19 protein-coding genes are annotated in these 17,739 nt (G+C 73.8%); 6 read left to right on the forward strand and 13 right to left on the reverse strand.

Annotated elements, in window-relative coordinates; all coding sequences use genetic code 11:
- The first annotated feature begins 24 nt into the window (after positions 1–24).
- Positions 25–1,245, forward strand: a complete 1,221-nt coding sequence (locus ACIBK9_RS15740; RefSeq protein WP_397158661.1) for a right-handed parallel beta-helix repeat-containing protein — start codon at positions 25–27, stop codon at positions 1,243–1,245.
- Positions 1,246–1,267: 22 nt separating this feature from the next.
- Here the strand turns inward: ACIBK9_RS15740 and ACIBK9_RS15745 are convergent, their stop codons facing one another.
- The 9 genes from ACIBK9_RS15745 to ACIBK9_RS15785 form a co-directional block, all read right to left on the reverse strand.
- Positions 1,268–2,773: a PucR family transcriptional regulator gene (locus tag ACIBK9_RS15745; RefSeq protein ID WP_397158663.1), complete on the reverse strand. Its 1,506-nt coding sequence runs from the start codon at positions 2,771–2,773 to the stop codon at positions 1,268–1,270.
- A complete protein-coding gene (locus ACIBK9_RS15750) occupies positions 2,770–3,825 on the reverse strand; it encodes a DUF917 domain-containing protein (RefSeq protein WP_397158665.1) in 1,056 nt (351 codons plus the stop codon). The genes ACIBK9_RS15745 and ACIBK9_RS15750 overlap by 4 nt, the downstream gene beginning before the upstream one ends.
- Positions 3,822–4,757, reverse strand: a complete 936-nt coding sequence (locus ACIBK9_RS15755) for a hypothetical protein (protein ID WP_397158667.1) — start codon at positions 4,755–4,757, stop codon at positions 3,822–3,824. The genes ACIBK9_RS15750 and ACIBK9_RS15755 overlap by 4 nt, the downstream gene beginning before the upstream one ends.
- Entirely contained in the window at positions 4,754–6,073 is a 1,320-nt protein-coding gene (locus ACIBK9_RS15760) for an MFS transporter (RefSeq protein ID WP_397158669.1), read from the reverse strand. The genes ACIBK9_RS15755 and ACIBK9_RS15760 overlap by 4 nt, the downstream gene beginning before the upstream one ends.
- Positions 6,074–6,237: 164 nt before the next feature.
- On the reverse strand, positions 6,238–6,654 hold the full coding sequence (locus ACIBK9_RS15765) for a nuclear transport factor 2 family protein (protein ID WP_358299091.1): 417 nt from the start codon (positions 6,652–6,654) through the stop codon (positions 6,238–6,240).
- Positions 6,655–6,742: 88 nt separating this feature from the next.
- Positions 6,743–7,702 carry an alpha/beta hydrolase gene (locus ACIBK9_RS15770; protein ID WP_397158671.1) on the reverse strand — a complete coding sequence of 320 codons (960 nt, stop codon included), beginning with the start codon at positions 7,700–7,702 and terminating at the stop codon, positions 6,743–6,745.
- A 108-nt stretch (positions 7,703–7,810) separates the two neighbouring features.
- Complete coding sequence (locus ACIBK9_RS15775; RefSeq protein ID WP_364341843.1) at positions 7,811–8,566, reverse strand: ATP-binding cassette domain-containing protein; 756 nt, start codon at positions 8,564–8,566, stop codon at positions 7,811–7,813.
- The gene (locus ACIBK9_RS15780; protein WP_397158673.1) at positions 8,563–9,603 is read right to left on the reverse strand and encodes an ABC transporter permease; all 1,041 of its coding nucleotides are present in this window, start codon (positions 9,601–9,603) and stop codon (positions 8,563–8,565) included. The genes ACIBK9_RS15775 and ACIBK9_RS15780 overlap by 4 nt, the downstream gene beginning before the upstream one ends.
- Before the next feature lie 52 nt (positions 9,604–9,655).
- Positions 9,656–10,636 (reverse strand): sugar ABC transporter substrate-binding protein, encoded by a 981-nt coding sequence (locus ACIBK9_RS15785; RefSeq protein WP_397158675.1) that lies wholly within the window; start codon positions 10,634–10,636, stop codon positions 9,656–9,658.
- 129 nt (positions 10,637–10,765) lie between these two features.
- Between ACIBK9_RS15785 and ACIBK9_RS15790 the strand changes: the two genes are divergently transcribed.
- Positions 10,766–11,404 carry a TetR/AcrR family transcriptional regulator gene (locus tag ACIBK9_RS15790; RefSeq protein ID WP_358299078.1) on the forward strand — a complete coding sequence of 213 codons (639 nt, stop codon included), beginning with the start codon at positions 10,766–10,768 and terminating at the stop codon, positions 11,402–11,404.
- On the opposite strand, the gene ACIBK9_RS15795 is transcribed toward ACIBK9_RS15790, so the two are convergent.
- Entirely contained in the window at positions 11,401–12,237 is an 837-nt protein-coding gene (locus tag ACIBK9_RS15795; RefSeq protein ID WP_358299076.1) for a CoA ester lyase, read from the reverse strand. The two genes, ACIBK9_RS15790 and ACIBK9_RS15795, sit on opposite strands and share 4 nt — an antisense overlap.
- Positions 12,234–13,421, reverse strand: a complete 1,188-nt coding sequence (locus ACIBK9_RS15800) for a CoA transferase (protein WP_358299074.1) — start codon at positions 13,419–13,421, stop codon at positions 12,234–12,236. The genes ACIBK9_RS15795 and ACIBK9_RS15800 overlap by 4 nt, the downstream gene beginning before the upstream one ends.
- Before the next feature lie 60 nt (positions 13,422–13,481).
- Here ACIBK9_RS15800 and ACIBK9_RS15805 point away from each other — a divergent pair, with 60 nt between their 5' ends.
- The 4 genes from ACIBK9_RS15805 (at position 13,482) to ACIBK9_RS15820 (ending at position 16,438) form a co-directional block, all read left to right on the forward strand.
- Entirely contained in the window at positions 13,482–14,135 is a 654-nt protein-coding gene (locus ACIBK9_RS15805) for a GntR family transcriptional regulator (protein ID WP_352364123.1), read from the forward strand.
- A gap of 110 nt (positions 14,136–14,245) precedes the next feature.
- Positions 14,246–14,971, forward strand: a complete 726-nt coding sequence (locus tag ACIBK9_RS15810; RefSeq protein ID WP_358299070.1) for a hypothetical protein — start codon at positions 14,246–14,248, stop codon at positions 14,969–14,971.
- Entirely contained in the window at positions 14,968–15,669 is a 702-nt protein-coding gene (locus ACIBK9_RS15815; RefSeq protein ID WP_397158679.1) for an HAD family hydrolase, read from the forward strand. Before ACIBK9_RS15810 ends, ACIBK9_RS15815 begins: the two co-directional genes overlap by 4 nt.
- A gap of 28 nt (positions 15,670–15,697) precedes the next feature.
- A complete protein-coding gene (locus ACIBK9_RS15820) occupies positions 15,698–16,438 on the forward strand; it encodes a GntR family transcriptional regulator (RefSeq protein ID WP_358299066.1) in 741 nt (246 codons plus the stop codon).
- Here the strand turns inward: ACIBK9_RS15820 and ACIBK9_RS15825 are convergent.
- Together ACIBK9_RS15825 and ACIBK9_RS15830 are read right to left on the reverse strand one after the other, a co-directional pair.
- Positions 16,382–17,029 carry a DedA family protein gene (locus ACIBK9_RS15825; RefSeq protein WP_352324749.1) on the reverse strand — a complete coding sequence of 216 codons (648 nt, stop codon included), beginning with the start codon at positions 17,027–17,029 and terminating at the stop codon, positions 16,382–16,384. The genes ACIBK9_RS15820 and ACIBK9_RS15825 overlap by 57 nt on opposite strands.
- 158 nt (positions 17,030–17,187) lie before the next feature.
- The gene (locus ACIBK9_RS15830) at positions 17,188–17,691 is read right to left on the reverse strand and encodes a MarR family transcriptional regulator (protein ID WP_352364113.1); all 504 of its coding nucleotides are present in this window, start codon (positions 17,689–17,691) and stop codon (positions 17,188–17,190) included.
- Positions 17,692–17,739 lie beyond the last annotated feature (48 nt).

Genomic DNA, 17,739 nt, shown 5'->3' on the forward strand with positions numbered 1-17,739 from the left:
GACCATCTTCACGAGGGGACTCTCATGACTGCGTTACGAACGCGCCTGCTCGCGGGCTCGGCCGCGCTCGCCGCGGGCCTGGCCGGCGTCGCCGTGCTGACGCCGGCCGCGCCCGCCTCGGCCGACAGGGTGGAGGCCGCCTGCTCCGACGCCCCCGGCGACGCCGCGGCGATCCAGGCCGCCATCGACTCCTCCAAGGACGGCGACGAGATCGTCATCAAGGGGCCGTGCCTGATCAACGCCACGATCAGCCTGGCCGACCGGCGCACCTACCGGGGCGACGCCAAGGCCGGCACGGTGCTCAAGCAGGCCGACGGCGCCAACCTGCCCGCCGTGCTGGCCTCCAAGGGCTGGCTGGAGGACACCGAGTTCAGCGGCGAGAGCGTGCGGGTCGAGCGGCTGACCATCGACGGCAACCGCGACCACAACACCGGCACGGTCGGCCTGCTGCTGCGCTCGTGGAACACCCGCGTCTACGACGTGGACATCTACGGCACGCCGTCCGACGGCATCCGCATCAGCAATCCGTCCAGGAACGGCACGACGCTGCGCAACACCATGGTCAACAGCGTCATCAGCGACGTCTACATCGAAGGCGCCGCCGAGGCCGGGATCCGCGTCGTCGACCCGGGCAACTCCGTCACCGACTGGACGCTGCAGCGCTCCTGGATCGGCTTCAGCGGCACCAGCGCCATCCAGAGCGACAACGCGGCCGGCTGGACGATGAGCGGCCTGCACCTGTACGGGACGCCGAAGAACGCCATCGACGCCCACCGCTGCTTCGGCACCTCGATCCAGGACAACTACATCGAGGACTTCGGCGCCGAGAGCACGGCCGGCCAGACGTACTACGGCATCCGCTGCGACCTGCAGGGCGACGCCGCCACCACGATCACCGGCAACCGCGTGCACAAGTTCCTGCCGCCGCCGAACGCGCTGGCCGAGCTGCGCAAGGCCCGCCAGAGCGGCGCGGCGCCGCCCGAGCGCAAGATCGCCGCGACCGGCCCGCTCCCGGACGGCGTGGACTTCGTCTACCTGGCGCTGGACGCGGTCAACTACGGCGCGGGCCACGCCGCGATCACCGGCAACACCGTCGTCGGCCACGGCACCAAGCAAGAGACCGGCATCCTGCTGGCCAAGGGCGAGGGCGAGTCGATGTCGATCGCCTCCTCGGGCAACCTCCTCGACGGCGTCGGGAAGCAGCGCAAGGTCGGCGCGGGCGTCCACCTCACCAGGGGCTACTGACCCGGCGACGCCGCCGCCCGGCTCAGCGCAGCAGCACGTGGCAGGCGAGCTGCAGCGCCAGGCGGGTGGCGGCGTCGTCCAGGTCGAAGCCGGCGGCCTTGATGCGGTCCAGGCGGGTGGTGACCGTGTTGCGGTGCACGCCCAGGCGTTCGGCGGCCTTGAGCGCGCCGCCCTCGTCCAGGACGGCGGCCAGCGTCACCAGCAGCGTGCCGTCCTTGTCGACGGCCAGCAGCGGCTGGAGCACGACGGTCGCCGGCGCGCGCAGCACCCCCGCCGGGAGCGCGCCGAGCAGCTCGGCCGGTCCCATCCGGTCGGCGCGGGCCACCGTGCCCGCGCCGGCCACGAACGCCGCCGCCTCGGCGCCGAGCAGCGACTCCCCCACCGCCTCCAGCCCCTCCGCCGCCGCGCCCACCCCGGCCGCGCACGGCCAGGGCATGCCGTGCACGCAGCGCCGCAGGTGCTCGGCGAGCTCGCCGGGCGGCTCCGGCGACCACCCGGCCCAGCCCTCGCCGCGCCGCAGCACCGGCACCTGGCCCAGCGCCGCGGTGACCAGCGCCTGCACCAGCGGCCCGTCGTCGGCCAGCGCCCCCATCGGGCGGACGTGGTAGGCGGTCAGCGTGCCGCGCACCCCCCATCCCAGCGCCACGGCCTCGGCCGGCGCCCCCTCCAGCCAGATGCCGCCGTCGCCGGCCGGTTCGTGGGCCGGCCGGCCCGCCGCGAGCAGCCGCCGGGCCAGCGCCGACTGCAGCGCGAAGTCACGCGAGGCGCGCAGGCGCTCCTGGGCCGCCCACGCCGCCAGCGGGGCCACCGCCAGGCCCAGCACGGTCCGCACCACCGCGGGCCAGCCGGGCGAGCGGGACGTGCCGGCGGCCACCAGCGTCCCGAGCGCCGGGCCCTCCTGACCGGGCACCTCGACCTCGGCCGCCCACCGGGACCCCGGCGGCCGGGCCGGCTCGTGCTCGCCCGGCGCGCGGGTGGCGCTCTGGCGGCCGGCGACGTGCAGGCCGTACCGGTCGAGGAAGGCCACCGACGTGCCGGGCAGCTCGGCGTTGAGCACCCCGAGCACCCGCCGCGCCGAGGGGCCCGCGTCGGCCAGCCGGGTCGCGCAGCGGGCGACGAGCTGGGTGCGGGCCGCCTCCGGCCTGGAGGCCGCCGAGGCCACCCGGACGGCGACGATCAGCGGGTCCTCGTCCACGAAGATCAGGGTGACGCCGAGCCGTTCGGCCAGCACCTCGCCCGACCCGGCGCTCAGGCCGCCCGACGGCGCGATCACGCAGGCCGCCGCCTGCTCCCAGGCCCGGCGCATGGCCATCTCGACCGCCCAGCCGCCGCCGGCCGCCGCGCCGATCAGCACGACCGCCGTGTGCGGCGTCACCGCGCCGAACACCGACAGGTCGTCCACGATGCGGACCTGGTGCACGGGGTTGTCGCCGCCGCCGTACATCCTGGCCCCGGCCAGCGGGCCGGTGTTGACCAGCTCCGCCACCGTGACCGGCGCCTCCCAGCCGGGCTCGCGCAGGCCGCTCACGGCGACTCCGCCCGCTGCTCGAACGGGATCCCGAACGCCCGCAGCCCGCCCAGCGCGAGCCCCGCGTCCGTGTGCCAGACCGGCGCGGCCTTGACCACCATGACCTCCACCTCCATGCCGGGCGCCGCCTTGTCGACGTCCACGACCAGGCCGTCGGCGGACGAGATCATGCAGATCTGGTCCGGCGCCATCGCCACCGGCGCCCCGTCGGCCAGGGCGAGCACGATCTCGTTGTGCGCCTCCAGCCGGACGAGCCTGCGCAGGCCGCCCGTCTCCTGCACCACGATGCTGGAGGGCAGCGAGGGCATGGCCACGTCGGCGCCGTGCCCCGTGCTGCCCTCGACGGCCAGGATGCGGCCCGCGCACAGCGTGCGCACCCCGTACGGGGCGGCCGCCGAGCGCGGCGCGCCGGGCACCCCGGCCGCCAGCAGCAGGCTGACCGTGCCCGGCACCAGCACCCGGGCCAGGTCCCGCGCCGCCATCGGGTAGCAGGCGGCCACCGCCCACCCGCCCACCGCCAGCACGACGGGACGCAGCAGCTCCTCCACCCGGCCGCCCGCGGTCTCCAGCAGCACCAGCTCCCCCGACGCCCCGGCCAGCGCCAGCGGGGACGCGCTCAGCCCGCCCAGCCTGTACGTCGTCTGCTCCACCAGCGGGAACACCCGGCCCGTCCCGTCGCCGTCGACCAGCGGCACGCCCAGGGCCGCCGCGGCGACCAGCGGGATCAGCGCGTTCTCGGCCGCCAGGTTGAGCGCCGCCACGGCTCCGGCCCGCTCCCCCAGCCGCCGCTCCAGCGCCCGCACCGCCCGTACGGGCTCGTCGCCCGCGGGCAGCTGCTCGCCCAGCGCGGTCGTGGACCCGACCAGGCTGACCACCATGCACAACGTCCCCGGGTCCAGCTCGCGCGCGGCGGCCAGCTCGACGCCGTCGCCGAGCACCGACTCCGCCCAGGCCAGGGTGAGGCCGTAGGAGGACTCGCCCGCGCCCGTGGCGAACAGCCGCGACCCGGCCGAGAAGCGGCGCAGCTCTTCGGGGCCGACGCGCCGGGTCACGGCGTCGCGCCTTCGGCCGTGACGCGCACCCGGTAGAAGCCGTCGGGCAGGTAGGACAGCGGGTTGACGGTGGTCTCGGCGATCCGGGCGAAGCCGGGCGCGGCGCCGGCGCTGACCACGCGGGTCAGGGCCTCGTCCCTGGCGTCCTGCAGCGCCCGGTCCAGCTCGGCCCGGCCGCGGGCCTGCACGATGCGCTCCACCTGCGCCTCGGGACGGGCGAGCGCCGCGCCGTAGGCCGCGGCCAGCAGGTCCTCGCCCGCGGACTCGACCACCTGGAACGGCGCCGGGACGTCCGCCGTGGCCAGGGCGGCCCGGCCGCGGCGCAGGCTGGTCGTCCCGCCGCGGTCGCAGGCCCGCGGGAACCTGCGGAAGTAGTGCGCCGACACCAGGCCGCTGCCGGTGCGGGCGAAGAACACCGGCACCCCGGGCAGCTCCCGCGCCACCCGGTCGGCGATCCGGCCCGCCTCGGGGCCGAGCGCCGCGTTCCGGATCGCGTGCGCCTCGCGTTCCCGCAGGCCGGGGCGGCCGAACTCGTACGACAGCGTGATCCTGGCCGCGGGCACCTCGGCGGCGATGATCGCGGCCACCGCCAGCTCGTGGTCGGCCAGCATCGGCGAGCCGGTCGCCGTCACCGCGAAGTCGACCAGGCCGCAGCCGGCGGCGAACTCGCGTACCGCGCCGGTGTCCAGCGGCGCCAGCGGGCGGCCGGTCAGGCTGTGCCCGCCGCGCACGATCGTGGCCACCCCCGGGTCGGCCACCGGCCGCAGCACCGGCGGGCACGGTCCGCCGACGCGGATCGCGGCCACCGGCGCGCGGGGGATCCCGTCGAGGTCGACCGCCACGCAGGCGCGTACGGCCTGCGACAGCGGAGCGCCGTCGCCGACGGCCACCACCGCCGGCGACGGCCCGTCCAGCGCGACGCCGAGGATCACTCCAGCTCGCGCCCTTCGGTCTCGGGCAGCGGCATGGCCAGCAGCGCCGTGGCCACCATGAACGCGTTGATCACCAGCATCGTCGCGGTGAAGCCGGTGGCGTGGGCCAGCAGCGCGCCCACGGCCGACGGCGCGACCGTGGTGGCCACGAGCTGGGAGGCCGTGGCCCAGGAGTAGCCGGTGCCGCGCAGGGCGGTCGGGTAGAACTCGCCGTTCCAGGTGTTCCAGACGCCCCACGCGCCCAGGCTGAAGAACGACAGGACGAAGTTGCCCAGGTACAGGCCGGTCAGGCTGCTCGCGGTGGCGAACCACAGGCCGCCCAGCACGGCGGCGACCACGTAGAACAGGAAGACCTTCTTGCGGCCGAACCGGCCGGTCAGCAGGGACGCGCTCACGTAACCGGGGATCATCATCAGCGCGCTGAGCGCGGCGAAGCCGAGCGAGGCCGACAGCGACAGCCCCTTGGCCTGCAGCAGCGTCGGCAGCCAGGTCTGCAGCCCCCAGTAGCCCCAGTTGAAGACGAAGTTGAGCAGCAGCATGAGCACGGTGATCCGGGCCAGCCGGCCGCGGAACAGGTCCATGGGGTTGCCGGCCCGCGCGCCGGCCACCGTTCCGGCGATCGTGAACGTGGCCTCGGCGTCGGGGCTGCCCAGGACGCGCAGCACGGCCCGCGCCTCCTCCTGCCGTCCGCGGGCGGCCAGCCAGTACGGCGACTCGGGCACCCACGCCCTGATCGCGAACGCCCACAGCCCGGCCGCCGCGCTGGCGATGACCACGACGTGCCAGCCGAGCCCGCCGAGCGTCACCGAGGCGGCGATGGCCGCCAGCATGCCGATGGGCCAGCCGATCGACAGGTAGACCGCGGCCCGGCCCCGGTGCCTGGTCGGCAGCAGTTCCAGGAAGAGCGGGAAGGTGATCGTGTAGACCCCGGCCAGCGCGAGCCCGGAGCAGACGCGCAGCGCGACCAGGGTCGCCATGTTCGGCGCGAACGCCGAGGCGAACGCGATCACGCCGTAGGCCAGCAGCGACCAGAACGCGGTCGGCCGGCGCCCGACGCGGTCGGCGAGCGGCCCCCAGACCAGCACGCCGGGGATCATGCCGAACGCCACCGCCGACAGCACGACGCCGATCCCGGCCTCGTCGATGCCGAACGCCGGCCCGAGGTCGCCGGAGACGTAGACCAGGGCGAGCTGCTCCCAGGACTCGATGACGAAGGCGATGAACAGGGCGAGCGCGATGAGCACGTGCCGGCGGGAGAACGGCATCCGGTCGAACGCCGCCCCGATGGGGAGCGTCGGTGCGTCGGTGGCGGTCATACAAGCTCCTCGGAGGGGGGCGCGAAGTATTGCCGCACCATAGGGCCGTCCCCCTTCCGCCTCGGTGTGCGCGACGCCCGGCCGGAGCCGGCCCGGCTGTGCGCGGCGCACTGCCGGGTCGCTGTGCCGGGCCCCGCGTGGCGCGCCCGCGCCCGGTCAGGTCGTCAGGGCGTGTCCGCGCGCGCGTCGTCCGTGTGCGGCCTGGTGCACGAGCTGAGCGTGTTCTCGTGCACGTGGACGATCTTCCACTCGCCGTCCACCAGGCGCAGCACGCTGGTCGTCCGGACGAGTTCGGGGTCGCCGTGCTCGAAGTCCACCTGCAGCAGGTACCGGGCCAGGGCGGTGTCGCCCCACACGTCCACGATCTCGTCGATGGCCCGGACGGAGGTCTCCGCCGGGCCGTCCGACGGCCGTGCGTCGCGCACTCTTTCGAGCTGCCGCCTGCTGGTGATCAGGCCGGGCTCGGCGGAGTCCCAGATCGTGGCCTCCGGGTGGAGGAGCCGGTCGATGCCCTGCCTGTCGCCTCGCGCGTAGGCGTCGTACATGCCGGTAATAACGGCCCAGACAGCGTCGCGTGCCACGCTTCCGTACTCCTTTGTCTTGGTGGAGAAATATGGTTCTTTCTCACCGTATGGGCAGCGTGGAACGCGGGCGTCTTTACGTTGTAGATCAGGCGTTCAGCCACTCGCGCAGCTTGGTGACCGCCAGGCTCATGGCGGCCTTGTTGGCGTTGGTGTCGCGCAGCAGGTCCACCATGGCGAAGTCGTGCACCATCCCCGCCAGCTCGACCGCCGTGACGTCGTTGCCCGCCTCCCGCAGCCGGGCCGCGTACGCCTCGCCCTCGTCCCGCAGGACGTCGGCCTGGCCGTTCAGCACCAGGGCCGGCGGCAGGCCGCGCAGCTCCTGGTCGCTCGCGCGCAGCGGCGAGGCGTGGCTCTCCGCGCGCTGCGCCGGATCTGTCGTGTACTGGTCCCAGAACCACTTCATGCCGTCCCGGTTGAGGTAGTAGCCCGTGGCGAACTGCTTGTAGGACTCGGTGTCGAAGTTCGCGTCCGTGACGGGGTAGAACAGCACCTGGCCGAGCAGCCGCACGTCACCGCGCTCCTTGGCCATGAGCGTGAGCACGATCGACATGTTGCCGCCCACCGAGTCCCCGGCCACGGCCATGCGGGAGGGGTCCAGGCCCTTCTCCGCGCCGTGCTCGGCCACCCACTGGGCGGCGGCGTAGTTCTGCTCGATCTGCGTGGGGTACTTCGCCTCGGGCGCGCGGTCGTACTCGGGGAAGACGACGGCGGCGCCGGTCCGCACGGCCAGCTCGCGCACGAGCCGGTCGTGCGTGTGCGCCGAGCCGAACACCCAGCCCGCGCCGTGGATGTAGAAGATGACCGGCAGCGTGCCCGTGGCGCCCTTGGGCTTGACGATGCGCACCGGCACGATGCCCGTCGGGCCGCCCTGGACCTGGATCCACTCCTCGTCGATCTCCGGCTTGGGCACGCTCGGGTCGGACTGCAGCTTCTCCAGGACCTCGCGGCCCTGCTCGGGCGGCAGCTCATAGATGAAGGGCCGCTTGGCGTTGGCGTCGGCGAACTCCTGCGCCGCCTTCTCCAGCACGATCTGCTTGCTGATCATCGTCGTCACGGTGGCCGCCCCCGGTCGTCAGTGTGGTCCACCCCGGTTCCTGCCTTGGCCTACCTCGATCCGATCGCCCGGTTTCGTCAAATTCCGATCAAGCGGTGCTCATTCGCGCCGGAGCTCGTGGTCCAGCTCCGCCAGCTCCGCGCCGCCGGCCATCAGCGCGGTCAGCTCGTCCTTGCCGATGTCGGACTTGGCGTACTCGCCCATGCTGGTCCCGCGGTTGAGCAGCAGGAACCGGTCGCCGACCGGGTAGGCGTGGTGCGGGTTGTGGGTGATGAACACCACGCCGAGCCCCCGGTCGCGGGCGCGGGCGATGTAGCGCAGCACCACGCCCGCCTGCTTGACGCCCAGCGCCGAGGTGGGCTCGTCCAGGATGAGGACCCGCGCGCCGAAGTGCACGGCCCTGGCGATGGCGACCGACTGCCGCTCGCCGCCCGACAGCGTGCCGACGGGCTGGTCGACGTCCCGGATGTCGATGCCCATGGCGCGCAGCTCCTCCGCCGCCACCCGGCGGGCCCTGGCCACGTCGAAGGCGAGCCCCTTGCGGGGCTCGGAGCCGAGGAAGAAGTTCCGCCAGACCGACATGAGCGGGATCATCGCCAGGTCCTGGTAGACGGTGGCGATGCCGCGGTCGAGCGCCTCGCGCGGGCCGGCGAAGCGCACCTCGGCGCCGTCCACCAGGTACGTCCCCGTGTCGTGCTGGTGCACCCCGGCCAGGATCTTGATGAGCGTGGACTTGCCGGCCCCGTTGTCGCCGAGCACGCAGGTGACCGAGCCCGCCTCCACGCCCATCGACACCCCGCGCAGGGCCAGCACCGAGCCGAACGTCTTGCCGATGTCGCGGGTCTGCAGGATCAATGCCGCACCTCCTCGGCGTAGCGCCGGACCATCCGGTTGGCCAGCGTGGCGAGCAGCAGCATGGCCCCGAGGAAGAACTTGAACCAGTCGGCGTCCCACCCCAGGAACACGATGCCCTTGTCGGCCATGCCGAAGATCACCGCGCCGATGGAGGCGCCGACGGCGGAGCCGTACCCGCCGGTCAGCAGGCAGCCGCCGATGACGGCCGCGATGATGTAGACGAACTCCTGCCCGATGCCGATGTTGGCCTGGACGGAGGTGTAGCGCAGCGCCAGGATCGAGCCGACCAGCCAGGCGGCCACCGCCGTGGTCATGAACAGCGCGATCTTCGTCCGGGCCGCCGGCACCCCGACCGCCCGCGCGGCCTGCTCGTCGCCGCCCACGGCGAAGATCCAGTTGCCCGGCCGGGAGCGCATGAGCACCCACGTGGCCAGCGCGGTGATCGCGATCCACCACAGGATCGCCACCCGGAACGACGCGCCGCCGATCTGGATCGTGCCCGCGAGGAGCGCGCTGGCGCCGTCGAACCCGGCCGCCCGGCGCAGGCCGCCGACCTGCACGGTCCCGGTGACGGCCTTGGTGACGCCGAGGTTGACGCCCTGCAGCATGAGGAACGTGCCCAGCGTGACGATGAAGCTGGGCAGCTTCGTCCGGGTCACCACCAGGCCGTTGGCGAACCCCACGGCGAGCGCCACGACCAGCCCGGCCAGCATCGCCGGCCACACGCCGAACCCGTAACGGGTGGCCAGCGTGACCAGGATCAGCCCGCTGGTGCCGGTCAGCACGCCCGCCGACAGGTCGAACTCGCCGCCGATCATGAGCAGCGCCACCGCGACCGCCATGATCCCGAGCGTGGCGGCCGGGTCGAGCCAGTTGGCGATCCCGGCCGGCGAGCGGAACACCTCCGACTGCGCGGCGAAGAACGCGAACACCACCACCAGCCCCACCACGGCGCCGAGCTCGGGCCGGACGATCAGGCGGCGGGCCAGGCCGACGCGGGCGACCCGCTCGTCGGCCCGCGCGGGAGCGGCCGTCATCGGCGGCCCTCCCCGTGCCCGGCCTCGTCCCCGGCCGCGTCCCGGCGGCCGCTCATCGGGTGCCCGCCTCGGCCAGCTTGGCCACCTGCTCGGCGTTGTCCTTGGTGACGAACCCGGGCCCGGTGTTGACCGGCAGCCCGCCGCCGACGGTGTTGAGGTTGTCCTTGTACAGCTTCAGGAACGTGATCGGCAGGTAGCCCTGCAGGTACTGCTGCTGGTCGACGGCGAACAGGATCTCGCCGTCCTTGATCGCGGCGACCACGTCGCCCGACAGGTCGAAGGTGGCGAGTTTGGCCTGCGACCCCGAGTCCTTGATCGCGTCCCTGGCCGCCACGGCGACCGCCGGGTTGAGCGCGAGCACGCCGTTGACCTGCTTGTCCGACTGCAGCTTGGCGGTGACCTTGGAGGTGACGTCGGCCAGGTTGGCGACGTCCACCTGCAGGCGCTCGACCGTGCCGCCCAGGGTCTGCTCGGCGCCCTTGCAGCGCTGGTCGAGGCCGACGTTGCCGGCCTCGTGCACGACGCACAGCAGCTTGGTGACGCCCGCGGCCTTGAGCTGCTCGCCGGCGCCGCGCCCGGCCACGTCCTCGGACTGGCCGACGTGGGTGAGGGCGCCGAACGCCTTGGAGGAGTCGGCCCCGGAGTTGATGGTGACGACCGGGATCTTCGCCGCGACGGCCTTGCCGACGGCCTCCTTGAGCGCGTCGGGGTTGGCCATGGAGACGACGAGGCCGTCCACCTTCTCCGCGACGGCCTGGTCGATGAGCTGCGACTGCTTGGCGGGGTCGCCGTCGCCCTGGTAGGTGACCTTGACGCCGTACTGCTTGCCGGCGGCCTCGGCGCCGTTCTTGACCACGTCCCAGAAGGCGTCCCCGGCGCCGCCGTGGGTGATGACGGCGAAGCTGCCGCCGCCGGCCGCCGGGGCGGCGGCCGAGCCGGGCGCGGCGCTCTGCGCGCCCTGCTCGGCGGAGGAGGAACAGCTGGTCAGGGCGAGTACGCCGGCCAGCGCCAGCACGATCGGGGTACGTCTCATCGAATACCTCCAAGACCAACGGGCTAGCCTGGTTCTACCGCAATGTGATCTCTTTGTATAGACATACGGACCAGCGCTTCGATCTTCACTGGAGTAGAACGGAATCTTTCGTTCCCGTATGCTGGAGGCATGACCAGCGCACCCATGAGCGGCCGCAAGGCGCAGGCCGCCCGCAACGACGAGCTGATCCTCCAGGCGGCCAGGGCTGTCTTCACCGCCGATCCGGGCGCCCCCATCGCGGCCGTGGCCGAGAAGGCGGGCGTCGGGATCAGCGCGCTCTACCGCCGCTACCCCAGCAAGGAGGCGTTGCTGCAGAAGCTGTGCGGCGACGGGCTGAAGCTCTACGCCGCCGTGGCCCAGCGCGCGATGGACGACGAGGGCGACCCCTGGGAGGCGTTCGCCTCCTACCTGCGCGGCATCGTGGACGCCGACACCAACTCCCTGACGATCAAGCTGGCCGGCACCTTCCAGCCGACGGAGGAGCTCTACCACGACGCCGTCCGCGCCGGCGACCTGGCCGCCCGGCTGCACCGCCGGGCGGTCGAGGCGGGCGTGCTGCGGGCCGACGTCACGGTGGCCGACATCGCGCTGCTGTTCGAGCAGATCGCCTCGATCAAGCTCGGCGACGAGGAGCGCACCTCCCAGCTCCGCCACCGCTACCTGACGCTGATGATGGACTCGCTGCGGGTGCCGCCCGCCCACCGCGACCTGCCCGGCCCGGCCCCGGCGGACGAGGAGCTGCAGGTCCGCTGGTACCCGTCGCGTTAACCGGGTCCTGGCCGGTCCGCCGGGGCGAGCCGGCGGGCCAGGTCCAGCACGCGGCGGGCCCTGGCGAGGACCGGGGCGTCCACGAAGCGGCCGTCGGGCAGGGCGACCGCCCCCGCGCCCGCGCCCGCCCGCTCGGCCGCCTCGACGATCTCGGCGGCCCTGGCCGTCTCCTCCTCGGTGGGACGGAAGGCCCGCCGGATGGCCGGGAGCTGCGCGGGGTGGATGGCGGTCCTGCCGAACAGGCCGAGCGCGCGGCCGGCCCGGCAGGAGGCGAGGAGCCCGTCCTCGTCCTTGATGTCGGGGTAGACCGACATGGGCACCGGCGGCAGGCCCGCCGCCGCGGCGGCCAGGACGACCTGCAGCCTGAGGTGGTTCATGGCGGTCTCGTCGGTGAGGGACAGCTCGGCGGCCAGGTCCTGCTCGCCCAGCGCCACGCCGGCCACCCGCGGGTGCGCGGCCACGGCGCGGGCCTCGACGATCCCGGCCGCCGACTCCAGCAGCGCGTACAGGGGGGCCGTGCCGGGCAGGGCGTCCAGCGCGGCGGCCGACTCGACCTTGGGCAGCCGTACGGCGTCGGCCAGCTCGCCCACGGCCGCCAGGTCGTCCAGGCCGCGCGCGGTCGTCACGTCGTTCACCCGGACGTGGATGCGCGGCCCGGCCTGCCTGGGCCCGCGCAGGTAGGCGACGGCGTGGGCGCGGGCGGCGTCCTTGGCGGCGGGCGCGACCGCGTCCTCCAGGTCGATGATGACGACGTCGGCGCCCGAGGCGGCGGCCTTGGCGAAGCGCTCGGGACGGTCGCCGGGCACGTACAGCCAGGTGACGGGGGCGTTCACGCGATCACCCCGGCCTCGCGCAGGGCCGCGACGGTCTCGGCCGGGTAGTCCAGCTCGCCGAGCACCTCGTCGGTGTCGTGGCCGAGCGGGCGGCCGGGCCAGCGGATCTCGCCGGGCGTCTCCGACAGGCGGAACAGCACGTTCTGCAGGGTGACCGTGCCCAGCTCCGCGTCCGGCAGCTCGACGAACGTGCCGAGCGCGGCGTACTGCGGGTCGGTCGCCAGGTCGGTGACGTCGTAGATGGGGGCGACGGCGGCCTGGGCCTCCTCGAAGCGGGCGATCACCTCGTCGGCGTCGCGGGCGGCGATCCAGGTGGCGACCGCCTCGTCCAGCTCGTCCACGTGCTGGACGCGGCCGTGACCGCTGGCGAACCAGGGCTGCTCGACCAGGTCCGGCCGCCCGACGAGGGTGACGACCCGCTCGGCGATGGGCTGGGCACTGGTGGAGATCGCCACCCAGCGGCCGTCGCGGGTGCGGTAGGTGTTGCGCGGGGCGTTGCTGCTGGACCGGTTGCCGGTGCGCCGCGGCACCACCCCGAGCGCCTTGTAGGCAGTCATCTGCGGCCCGAGCAGGCCCAGGATCGGCTCGATGATGGCCAGGTCGATCACCTGCCCGCGGCCGGTCGCCGCGCGGGCGTGCAGGGCCACCATGATCGCGTACGACATGGCCAGGCCGGCGATGCCGTCGGCCAGGGCCAGCGGCGGCAGGGTCGGGGGGCCGTCCGGCTCGCCGGTCATGGCCGCGAACCCGCTCATGGCCTCGGCCAGCGTCCCGAACCCCGGCTGCCCGGCCATCGGGCCGATCTGCCCGAAGCCGGTCATCCGGGCCACGATCAGCCGCGGGTTGGCCTTGAGCAGGTCCTCGGGGGCCAGGTTCCAGCGTTCCAGGGTGCCGGGACGGAAGTTCTCGATCAGCACGTCGGAGCGCTCGGCCAGGCGGCGCAGGATCTCCTGGCCCTCGGCGCGGGAGAGGTCGACGGCGGCGGTGCGCTTGTTGCGGGACAACGACTTCCACCACAGGCCGACGCCGTCCACCGAGGCGCCGTGGCCGCGCGAGGGGTCGCCGCGGCGCGGGTGCTCGATCTTGATCACGTCGGCGCCGAAGTCGCCGAGCATCATCGCGGCGGAGGGACCGGCGAACAGCGTCGCCGCGTCGATGACCCGCAGGTCGGCCAGACTTGTCATAGTTTGTAAGTTATAAGAAATAATTTATAGCCGCGACCGGCCGTGCGAGAGACTGGGGACATGACAGCCAGCGAGCCCACGCCGCCCATGAGCAAGGCCGACTACGTCTACAGCGTGCTGCTGGACGAGATCCGCGGCGGCCGCATCCCGGGCGGCACCGCCCTGCGCGCCGGGGCCGTCGCCCGGCGGCTCGGCGTCTCGGTCACCCCCGTGCGCGAGGCGCTGCGCCGGCTGGAGAAGGACCGGCTGATCAGCTACGAGGCCCACCACGGCGCGACCGTCATCGACCTCGGCGACGACGCCCTGGCCGAGTACTACGGGCTGCGCGCGGTCGTCGAGGGCCTGGGGGCGCGGCTGGCCGCCGCCCGGATCACCGCCGACGACCTCGCCGGGCTGCGCGACCTGCACCGCGAGATGGCCGCCGACGCCGAGCAGGGCAGGCACGACCGGCTGGCCGACCAGAGCAGCCGCTTCCACCTGCGCATCGTCGACATCGGCGGCCCGGCCTTCCTCGGCGCCCACGCCAGGTCGGTGCGCAACGGCGTCCCGGTGCCCGCCGAGGCGTCGCTGTGGCTCGACCCGGAGCAGGTCGGGCGGCAGCTCCAGGCGCACGAGCGGCTGCTGGCCGCGCTGGAGGCGGGCGACGCCGACGCCGCGGAGCGCGTCATGATCGACCACATCCGGCAGGCGGGCGAGTACCGCAAGCACCACTGATGACAAACATCATCGTTCACCCCCGGTTCATTGATTCACCGTGACGGGTGTTGCACGATGAGTCACTCTGATGGTCTTGCCGCGACCCCGACGCCGAAGGAGCCGACACTGTGGCGGACGTGTGGACGCTCAATCCCGACTACCGCACCCCCCGGGTCCCCACAGACCAGGCCACCGAACCCGGCCCCTGGCGCCACCCCGACGGCCAGGTGATGAACGGCGCCTACGAGCGCAGGCGTCCCAAGCGGCGCACCGAGGTCGTCACCGTCTGGTACGGCTACGCGCTGAGCCGCTGCCTGGGCCCCCGCATGCCGCGCTTCAGCAGCCCGCTGGTCTCGGCCTGGAACCCGGTGCTGGCCCAGGGCCTGAGCTGCGACCCGGGGTCGCCGACGCCGTACCGCGACGAGCACTGGTGCGACCGCTGGATCGCCGAGGCCCTGCTGTACGGGCGCAAGCCGTACGGCACCTTCACCCTGCCCGCCGAGGAGGCGCTGCGCTGGTTCGCCAAGAGCGGCGGCACCGGCCTGGTCTACCGGGCGCGCGCCGAAGGCGCGGCCGTCCGGGTCGTGGCCGGCACCACCGAGCCCTACGAGCGGCTCTTCGACCTCGACTCCCTGATCGCCGACTACCACGAGGCCCTGCCCCCCGGGCGGGCCGCGGCCGAGGTGGCGGCGCTGGAGTCGCATCGCGGCCTGTCCCCCGCCCTGGCCTACGTGCTGGGCGAGGACGCCGAGGCGCGCTTCGCCGCCGCGCCGCGCTCGGTGCGCGGCCTCACCCTGGGCTACCCGCCGCGCGAGACGGCCGCCCGCGTCGCCGCCGATATGCTCGCCGGGTGAGCGGCAGCATCAAGGGAATCCTGTTCGACCTCGACGGCACTCTGCTCGACCATCGCGGCGCGGCCGACGCCGCGATCACCGCGTGGGCGTCGGAGCTGGCCCCCGGCCATCCCCGCCTGCCCGAGGTCGCCTCGCTGTGGGCGGCGCTGGAGATCCCCCACCTGGCCGCCTGGCAGGCCGGCGAGTGCTCCTGGCAGGAGCAGCGCCGCCGCCGGGTGCGCGCCCTGTGCCGGGAGCTGTCCGTGGAGGCGCCCGCCGACCTGGAGGCCGCCTTCGCGAGCTACGCCGACCACTACCGGCGCGGCTGGGCCGCCTACCCCGACGTGGCCCCGGCGCTGGCCGGGCTGCGCGGTTACACGCTGGGCGTCCTGACCAACGGGTCACAGGGCGTGCAGGAGGCCAAGATCCGGGCGCTCGGCCTCGACGTGGGCCCGGTGCTGACCGGCGAGTGCCTGGGCGGGCACTTCAAGCCGTCCGCCGCCTGCTACGCCGCCGCCGCGCGGGCCCTCGGGCTGCCGCCCGAGCAGGTGCTCCTGGTGGGCGACGACCTCGACAACGACGTACGCGGCCCGGCGGCGGCCGGCATGCCCTCGGTGTGGCTCGACCGGCTGGGAGTCGAGGCGGCGCCGGCCGGGTTCCCCCGCCTCACCTCGCTCGCCGGGCTGCCCGCGCTGCTCGCCACTCGCTATTTGTCTTGACATTCTGACCTCGGTTAGGCTGATCAGCATGACCCCGAACCTGGCCATCGACCTGGACCGATCCAGCCCTGTGCCGCTCTACTTCCAGGTGGCCGAGCAGATCGCCGAGGCGATCCGGCGCGGCGACCTGGCGCCCGGCTCCCGGCTGGACAACGAGATCCTGCTCGCCGACAAGCTCGGCCTGTCCAGGCCGACGATCCGCCAGGCGATCCAATACCTCGTGGACAAGGGCCTGCTGGTGCGCAAGCGCGGCGTCGGCACGCAGGTGGTGCACGGCCAGGTCAAGCGCTCGGTCGAGCTGACCAGCCTCTACGACGACCTGCGCCGCTCGGGCCAGGAGCCGGCCACGCAGGTGCTCGCGCTGGAGCCGCGCCCGGTCGAGGAGGACAAGGCGGCCATCCTGGGCGTCGAGCCCGGCACCGAGATCCTCTACCTCGAACGCCTGCGCTTCGCCGCCGGCGAGCCGCTCGCCGTGCTGCACAACTGGCTGCCGCTGGGCCTGGCCCCGCTCTCGGCCGCCGACCTGGAGGGCCGCGGCCTGTACGAGCTGCTGCGCGGCGCGGGCGTGCGCATGCGGGTGGCCAACCAGCGCATCGGGGCCCGCGCCGCCGGCCAGATCGAGGCCAAGCTGCTCGACGAGCGCCGCGGCGCGCCGCTGCTCACCATGATCAGGACGACGTACGACGACCAGGGCCGGGCCGTCGAGCACGGCTCACACGTCTATCGGGCCTCGCACTACTCCCTCGAGGTCACCCTCATCGAGCGCTGAGGCCGCGCGGCGCTTGAGGTAGAGCGTGGTGCCGATGCCGAACAGGACGGCCACCCCGAGCCCGACCCAGGAGAAGCCCTTCAGCCACTTCTCGGCCACCATGCCGAGATAGTAGATCACCGCGGTGGTGCCGCCCGCCCACACGATGCCGCCCAGCACGTTCGCCACGGCGAACCGCCAGTACGGCATGCGCAGCGCCCCCGCCAGCGGCCCGGCCAGGATGCGCAGCAGCGCGATGAAGCGGCCGACGAACACGGCCCAGACGCCGTACCGGTGGAAGTAGTTCTCGGCCTTGGCGACGTGGCGGGGGCCGAAGTGGCGCGGGAAGCGGCGGCCCAGCCGTTCGAACAGCCGGCGGCCGCCCTTGCGCCCGATGGCGTAGCCGGCGGAGTCGCCCACGATCGCCCCCGCGCTCGCGCACACGCCCACGGCGACCGGGCTGACCACGCCCTTGGCGGACAGAATGGCGGCGCTGACCAGCACGATCTCGCCGGGCAGCGGGATGCCGAGGCTCTCCAGGCCGATCACGAGCGCGACCATCGCGCACAACCAGGCGGCGGGGATCGCTTGCAGCCATTCGTCGATATGCACGCGGCCACCCTAACCCCGCTCCCCGCCTCCTCCATCCGTCCGCCACCCGAACCGCACTCCTTGTGCCGCACTCCCGGGTCGCGCTCCCCGGGCCACTCCCGGGCCGCCCGTCGGCGGGCCCGCCGTGCGGCGGTGGGGGTGCTTGAGGTGGCGGGCGCTCAGCCGAGCAGGCCGCCGAGGCGGCCCTCCAGGACGAGCAGCAGTTCGGCCAGCAGGTCGGCGAGCTGGCGTTCGCGGTCGCGGGGAAGCCCTTCCAGCAGCTCGGTCTCGTAGTCGAGCTGCTCGGGCAGCAGGCGCAGGATCAGCTCCCTGCCGCGTCCGGTCAGCGAGAGGTGGGCGACGCGCCGGTCTCGCTCGTCCACCCGCCGGGCGACCAGGCCGATCTCCTCCAGCCGCCTGACCCGCTTGGTCACCGCCGCTCCCGAGGCGAACGTCTCGCGGGCCAGCCTGCCCGGCGTCAGCTCGCCGCCGACCCTGAGCAGGGCGCACAGCAGGTCGTACTCGGGACGGCTCACCCCGGCCCGCCCGAGCGGGGCGTCGGCGGCCTGCTGCAGGAGCGCGGCGCAGCGGTTGAGCCTGCCGATGACGGCGATCGTGTCGAGGTCGGCGTCGGGAAGGACCTGCCGCCATTGCCGCAACGCCTTCGCGACGGCGTCCTCCACGTGCTCGTTCCTCTCATCGTGCCGATCTTCCGGTGGCTCCGATCGTAC

The sequence above is a fragment of the Nonomuraea sp. NPDC050227 genome, assembly GCF_044459705.1.
GTDB lineage: Bacteria > Actinomycetota > Actinomycetes > Streptosporangiales > Streptosporangiaceae > Nonomuraea.

Coding starts and splice junctions, on each gene's coding strand:
- ACIBK9_RS15740 (WP_397158661.1), top strand. CDS start 25: ATGACTGCGTTACGAACGCGCCTGCTCGCGGGCTCGGCCGCGCTCGCC.
- ACIBK9_RS15760 (WP_397158669.1), bottom strand. CDS start 6,073: ATGACCGCCACCGACGCACCGACGCTCCCCATCGGGGCGGCGTTCGAC.
- ACIBK9_RS15770 (WP_397158671.1), bottom strand. CDS start 7,702: ATGATCAGCAAGCAGATCGTGCTGGAGAAGGCGGCGCAGGAGTTCGCC.
- ACIBK9_RS15780 (WP_397158673.1), bottom strand. CDS start 9,603: ATGACGGCCGCTCCCGCGCGGGCCGACGAGCGGGTCGCCCGCGTCGGC.
- ACIBK9_RS15785 (WP_397158675.1), bottom strand. CDS start 10,636: ATGAGACGTACCCCGATCGTGCTGGCGCTGGCCGGCGTACTCGCCCTG.
- ACIBK9_RS15790 (WP_358299078.1), top strand. CDS start 10,766: ATGACCAGCGCACCCATGAGCGGCCGCAAGGCGCAGGCCGCCCGCAAC.
- ACIBK9_RS15800 (WP_358299074.1), bottom strand. CDS start 13,421: ATGACAAGTCTGGCCGACCTGCGGGTCATCGACGCGGCGACGCTGTTC.
- ACIBK9_RS15805 (WP_352364123.1), top strand. CDS start 13,482: ATGACAGCCAGCGAGCCCACGCCGCCCATGAGCAAGGCCGACTACGTC.
- ACIBK9_RS15820 (WP_358299066.1), top strand. CDS start 15,698: ATGACCCCGAACCTGGCCATCGACCTGGACCGATCCAGCCCTGTGCCG.